This window comes from Mycobacterium sp. TH-M15 (assembly GCF_057473705.1).
Map to the genome: position 1 here is coordinate 1 of NZ_JBYCLB010000225.1, position 6,272 is coordinate 6,272.

The following is a 6,272-nucleotide window of genomic DNA, read 5'->3' on the forward strand; positions in this document are numbered from 1 at the left end:
GGCGCAGTGGCTGCAGGCCCGCCTGGCCCAGCGCGGCGCCGGCGCGGTGATCGCCGACCTCAGCAATCAGGTGCTCGCCGCCGTCACCGCGCGCGCCCCCAGACAGCTGGCCGAGCAACGCGACGCCGCCGCGGCCGTGGTCACCCGCGGCCTCGACACACTGCGACCCTACTTCACCGCCTACCTGCCGGCGTTGCTGATCGCGGCGCTGCTCACCCCCGCCACCGTCGTCGTCGTCGCGGTCTACGACCTGCGGGCCGCGGTGATCGTGCTGCTCACCTTGCCGCTGATCCCGGTCTTCATGGTGCTGATCGGGGCGGCCACCGTCGACCGGTCGGCCGCCGCGCTGGACGCCATGACCGCCGTGCAGGCCCGGCTGCTGGATCTGCTCGCCGGCATCCCGACCCTGCGCGCCCTCGGCCGCGCCGCCGGGCCGGAGCAGCGTATCGCCGAACTGTCTGCGGCTCACCGGCATTCGGCGATGGCGACGTTACGGATCGCGTTCCTGTCCGCGCTGGTGCTGGAGCTGCTGGCCATGCTCGGGGTGGCGCTGATCGCGGTCAGCGTCGGACTGCGGCTGGTGTTCGGCCAGGTGAGCCTGACCGCGGGTTTGACGGTGCTGCTGCTGGCGCCGGACGTGTACTGGCCGCTGCGGCGGATCGGGGTGGAATTCCACGCCGCCCAAGACGGCCGGGCGGCAGCCGACCGGGCGTTCGCCCTGATCGGCGACGAACCCGGTCGCGGGCCGGGCCATCGGGTTGTCACCGCGCGCGGCGCGACGATTCGCATCGACCGGCTCACCGTGGCCGGCCGCGACGGCGCGGCGCCGCGGAATCTCAGCGCGGTGATCGACCCCGGCCGGGTGACGGTGCTGACCGGCGCCAACGGTGCCGGAAAAAGCACCACCCTGCACGCCATCGCCGGGCTGGTCGCGCCGACGTCGGGCCGGGTCACCGTGGCCGGGGTGGACGTCGCCGACCTCGACCTGACCGCGTGGTGGCGCCAGCTGGCCTGGCTGCCACAGCGGCCCGCGTTGGTCCCCGGGACGGTCGCCGACAACCTCGCCCTGTTCGGCACTCTCGCCGATGCCGACGCGGCCTGCGCGGCGTCCGGCTTCGACACGGTGCTCGCCGACCTGCCGGACGGTGTGCGGACCGGGCTGGGCCGCGGCGGGCTCGGGCTCTCGCTCGGCCAGCGGCAGCGACTCGGGTTGGCTCGCGCACTCGGGTCACCGGCTGCGGTGCTGCTGCTCGACGAGCCCACCGCGCATCTCGACGCGGCGGCGGAGGCGCGGGTGCTGCGCGCCGTCGTCGACCGTGCCCGGGCGGGCACGACCGTGGTGGTCGTCGGCCATCGCGATGCGGTGCTGGCGATCGGCGACCGGGTCGTCGACGTGGCTGCGGGGACCTATGCCGCGGCATGACCCGCTGCTGGCCGCGGCCGGGCTGCTTCGGCCCCGCCTGGGTCGCCTGCTGCTCGCCGGCGTCCTCGGGGTGTTATCGCTGGGCAGCGCGCTGGGACTGGCCGGGGTGTCGGCCTGGCTGATCACCCGCGCCTGGCAGATGCCGCCGATCCTGGACCTCTCGGTGGCGGTCGTGGCCGTTCGCGCGTTCGGGGTGTCCCGCGGGGTGCTGCACTACTGCGAGCGGCTGGCCACCCACGACAGTGCGCTGCGCGCCGCCGGAACCGCCCGGGAACAGATCTACCGCCGCCTGGCCTACGGCCCGGCCGACGTGGCCGCCCGGCTGCACAGCGGCGAGCTCGTGGCGCGAGTCGGCACCGACGTCGACGAATTGGCGGACGTTCTGGTGCGCGCACTGCTGCCGATCGGTGTCGCCGCGGTGCTGAGCCTGGCCGCGGTGGGGGTGATCGCGGTCATCTCGCCGGCGGCTGCGGCGCTGCTCGCGGCCTGCCTGGCGGTCGCCGGAGCGGTCGCGCCGTGGTTGTCGGCCCGCGCCGCCGCGGCACAGCAAACCCTTGCCCGGCACCATCTTTCCGAACGCGACGTTTCGGCGATGCTGGCGCTGGAGCACGCCCCGGAGCTGCGCGTCGGCGGCGTGCTGCCCGAGCTGATCGCCGAATCGCAGCGCCGGCAGCACGCGTGGGCGGACGCCGTCGACACCGCCGCCCGGCCGGCGGCCGTCGCCGCGGCCATGCCCACCGCGGCGGGCGGCGTCAGCGTGCTCGGCGCCGTGGCGGCAGGCATCGGGATCGCGTCCGCGGTCGCCCCCACCACCCTGGCGGTGCTGATGCTGCTGCCGCTCTCGGCGTTCGAGGCGACCACACCGCTGCCCGCAGCGGCCGTCGCGCTCACCCGAGCGCGGATCGCCGCGCGCCGCCTGCTGGATCTGGCCCCCGCCGAACCGGCAGCGCCGACCGCGGCACCACGCCCGGCGCCCGCCGCGTCGACTCCCCGGCTGCGCGCCGCCAGGGTGCACATCGGCCACCCGGGCACCGAACGATCGGTGCCGGCCACGGTGGATCTGCCACCGGGTTCCCGCCTCGCGGTCACCGGGCCCAGCGGCTCCGGCAAGACGACACTGTTGATGACGCTCGCCGGCCTGCTACCGGCGCTGCGCGGCCGCGTCGAGCTCGACGGAACGCCGATCGACCAGCTCGACGAGAGCAGACTGCGGGCCGCGGTCGGCTTCTTCGCCGAGGACGCGCACATCTTCGCGACCACCGTTCGGGACAACCTGCTCGTCGCGCGCGGCGACCGCGGCGACGACGAGCTGGCGCGGGCGCTGGACCGTGTCGGTCTGGGCCGATGGCTGGCCGGCCTGCCCGACGGCCTGGCCACCGTGCTCCCCGGCGGCGCGGACGCCGTCTCCGCGGGCCAGCGCAGACGCTTGCTGCTGGCCCGGGCGCTGATCTCGCCAGCGCGGATCGTGCTGCTCGACGAACCGACCGAGCACCTCGACACCGCCGACGCCGCGGCACTGCTGGGCTCGCTGCTGGCCCCCGACGGTGGTTTGATCGCCCCGGGCCGTACCGTCGTGGTCGCCACCCACCACCGCGTCGGCGCTATCGGCTGCCGACAGCTGCAGATCGGCGATCCGCGGCGGGCCGACGGGCGGGGACGGCCGGCGCAAACGCCGGACCATGGCAGAGATACCCTAACGGGTATACAATCGGGTTTTTGGAAAACGGTCCCGCCAACACGCTGAAACTCACTCAAACCAGGAGGATCTCATGGCCCGAGTCGTCATCCTCGGCGCCGGACTCGCCGGACACACCGCCGCGCTGCACCTTCGCCGGATGCTGCCCCGCAAACACGAGGTCGTCGTGGTCTCCCCCGAGCCGGACTGGAACTGGATCCCGTCGAACATCTGGGTCGGGGTGGGCCGGATGGAGGCGAAGAAAGTGCTCATCCCACTGGAGCCGATCTACCAGCGCAAGGGGATCGGATTCCACCAGGGATTCGCCACCACCATCCACCCCGAGGGCACCCGCGAGCAGCCGTCACCGTCGGTGGACTTCAGCTACACCGATCCCGCACGGCGCGGCGAGACCGGCATCCTCAGCTACGACTACCTCATCAACGCCACCGGCCCGAAGCTGAACTTCGCCGCCACGCCCGGCCTCGGACCCGACGGGCACTCCTGGTCGGTGTGCACCGCCGCACACGCCGCCGAGACGGCCGAGGCATTCAACCGTGTCGTCGCGGAACTGAAAGCCGGCCGCAAACAGCGTCTGGTCATCGGCGTCGGACACGGCACCGCCACCTGCGAGGGAGCGGCCTTCGAGTACACCTTCAACGTCGAGCACATGCTGCGCGTCGCCGGCGTTCGTGACCTCGCCGAGGTCATCTACCTGACCAACGAATACGAACTCGGCGACTTCGGTGTGGACGGAATGAAATTCGTCGACAAAGGCTTCACCCAGTCGAGCCGGATGTGGACCGAGTCACTGTTCCGGGAACGTGGCGTCAAGGCCATCACCCAGGCGCACGTGAGCGAGGTAATGGACGGCAAACTGCGCTACGAGCAGCTCGACGGCGCCGAGCACGACCTCGCCTTCGACTTCGCGATGCTGCTGCCGCCGTTCCGGGGCGCCGACCTGACCGCCTACGACAAAGACGGTGCCGACATCACTTCCACCCTGTTCGCGCCATCGGGCTTCTTGAAGGTGGACGCCGACTACTCGGGCAAGCCCTACGACGAGTGGTCCGCCGACGACTGGCCGCACACCTACGAGTCGTGCGCCTACCCGAACATCTTCGCGCCGGGCATCGCCTTCGCTCCGCCGCACCCGATCTCGCGACCGCGCAAGAGCCCCAACGGAACGGTCATCACCCCCAGCCCGCCGCGCACCGGGATGCCGTCGGGCATCATGGCCAAGACGGTCGCCGAGACCATCCGCGACCGCATCGCCCGCGGCGCGCAAGCCCCGGCCCACCACGCCTCGATGGCGACCATGGGCGCCGCGTGCGTGGCATCGGCCGGCGCCGGCTTCCGCGACGGCTCCGCCGCGGCGATGACGATGTTCCCGGTCGTTCCCGACCCGGTGAGATACCCGCAGACCGGCCGCGATCTGGCGGGCACCTATGGTGAGATCGGACTGGCCGGCCACTGGATCAAGGCGCTGCTGCACCACCTGTTCATCTACAAGGCCAAGGCCAGACCGTTTTGGTGGCTGATCCCCGAGTGAAAGGCGCTCCCGTGGACGACGAGGACCTCTACACCGCGACGAACGCGCAGACCGCCGAGCGCATCGCCGACGCCCCGCTACCCACCCCCGCGACGCTGCGGCTGCGCCAGAACCTGCCGATCCAGTTGTGGCGGATGGCCCGCATCAACGTGAAGATGCTGCGCATCATCTTCGGCGGGCACGGCTGAGCGAAGCTTCGCGAACGACTGACGTGAACACGCCGGTGGAACCACCAGCGCGGTCCGGCGATCACCGGCTACCCGCTGCAGCACCGGGAGCGAATCTCGGCTACACCGTGCGGGCCAGCCGGTGGGCCAGCAACTCGGCGAAGCGAGCCGGATCGTCGAGCGTTCCCCCCTCGGCGAGAAGCGCTGTGCCGTAGAGCAGCTCAGCCGTCTCGGCGACCTCCGGAGCGTCCGGGCGGTCTTGGTGCGCGGTCCGCAGCCCGGTGATCAGCGGATGGTCCGGGTTCAGTTCCAGGATGCGCTTGCCCACCGGGAAGTCCTGCCCGGACGCCCGATAGATCCGGGCCAGCGCCGGGGTGATGTCGAAGGCGTCGGTGATCAGGCAGGCCGGCGACTCGGTGAGCCGGGTGGAGAGCCGCACCTCCTTGACTTGCTCGTCCAGCGTCTCGGCCAGCCAGGCCAGCAGGTCGGCGAAGTCCTTCTGCTGCTCCTTGCGCTCGGTCTCGTGCGCGGTCTTCTCCTCCTCGGAGTCCAGGTCCACCTCGCCCTTGGCGACCGACCGCAGCGGCTTGCCGTCGAACTCGGGCACCATGCCCACCCAGACCTCGTCGACCGGGTCGGTGAGCAGCAGCACCTCGTAGCCCTTGGCCTTGAACGCCTCCAGGTGCGGTGAGCGAACCAGCTGCTCGCGGGTCTCGCCGGTGGCGTAGAAGATCTGCCCCTGGCCGTCCTTCATCCGCGCGACGTACTCGGCCAGCGTGGTGGGTTCGGTGTCGCTGTGCGTCGAGGTGAACGAGCTGATGCCCAGCAGGGTCTCCTGGTTGTCGAAGTCGCCCATCAGGCCCTCTTTGACCACCCGACCGAACTGGGTCCAGAAGGTCCGGTAGTCATCCGGGCGGCTGGACTGCAGCTCCTTGATGGTGGCCAGCACCTTCTTGGTCAGTCGGCGCCGGATCGCGTTGATCTGCCGGTCCTGCTGCAGGATCTCCCGGGAGACGTTCAGCGACATGTCCGCCGCGTCGACCACACCCTTGACGAACCGCAGGTACTCGGGCATCAGCTCGTCGCAGTCGCCCATGATGAACACCCGTTTGACGTAGAGCTGGATGCCGGTGTGCGCATCCCGGTTGAACAGGTCCATCGGGGCATGGGTCGGGATGAACAGCAGCGCCTGGTACTCGAAGGTGCCCTCGGCCTTCATCGAGATCACCTCGAGCGGCTCGTCCCAGGCGTGCCCGATGTGCTTGTAGAACTCGGTGTACTCCTCCTCGGAGACCTCGTCTTTCGGCCTGGCCCACAGCGCCTTCATCGAGTTCAGCGTCTCGATCTCGGTGGTGACGACCTCTTCGCCGCCCTCCTTTTCCGGAGCCGCACGGTGTTCGATCTGCATCCGGATCGGCCAGGCGATGAAGTCGGAGTACTTCTTGACCAGGCTTT

Annotated in this window: 5 protein-coding genes; 4 read left to right on the forward strand and 1 reads right to left on the reverse strand. The window is 71.0% G+C overall.

Features of this window, described 5'->3' with window-relative positions; translation table 11 throughout:
• From cydD to AC2VNT_RS05345, 4 genes are all read left to right on the forward strand, one after another.
• On the forward strand, positions 1-1,423 hold a 1,423-nt coding region (gene cydD / locus AC2VNT_RS05330), incomplete at its 5' end, for a thiol reductant ABC exporter subunit CydD (RefSeq protein WP_486945862.1).
• Positions 1,410-3,167, forward strand: a complete 1,758-nt coding sequence (gene cydC, locus AC2VNT_RS05335) for a thiol reductant ABC exporter subunit CydC (RefSeq protein ID WP_486945863.1) — start codon at positions 1,410-1,412, stop codon at positions 3,165-3,167. The genes cydD and cydC, both read left to right, overlap by 14 nt.
• A 25-nt stretch (positions 3,168-3,192) precedes the next feature.
• Complete coding sequence (locus AC2VNT_RS05340) at positions 3,193-4,650, forward strand: NAD(P)/FAD-dependent oxidoreductase (RefSeq protein WP_486945864.1); 1,458 nt, start codon at positions 3,193-3,195, stop codon at positions 4,648-4,650.
• Positions 4,651-4,661: 11 nt separating this feature from the next.
• Positions 4,662-4,838: a hypothetical protein gene (locus AC2VNT_RS05345; protein WP_486945865.1), complete on the forward strand. Its 177-nt coding sequence runs from the start codon at positions 4,662-4,664 to the stop codon at positions 4,836-4,838.
• A 100-nt stretch (positions 4,839-4,938) separates the two neighbouring features.
• Here AC2VNT_RS05345 and htpG read toward each other — a convergent pair.
• Positions 4,939-6,272: molecular chaperone HtpG (gene htpG / locus AC2VNT_RS05350; RefSeq protein ID WP_486945866.1), on the reverse strand; the 1,334-nt coding region annotated here is incomplete at its 5' end.

Excerpts from the sequence above, each read along its gene's own strand:
- AC2VNT_RS05340 (WP_486945864.1), top strand. The coding sequence starts at position 3,193 with ATGGCCCGAGTCGTCATCCTCGGCGCCGGACTCGCCGGACACACCGCC.
- cydC (WP_486945863.1), top strand. The coding sequence starts at position 1,410 with ATGCCGCGGCATGACCCGCTGCTGGCCGCGGCCGGGCTGCTTCGGCCC.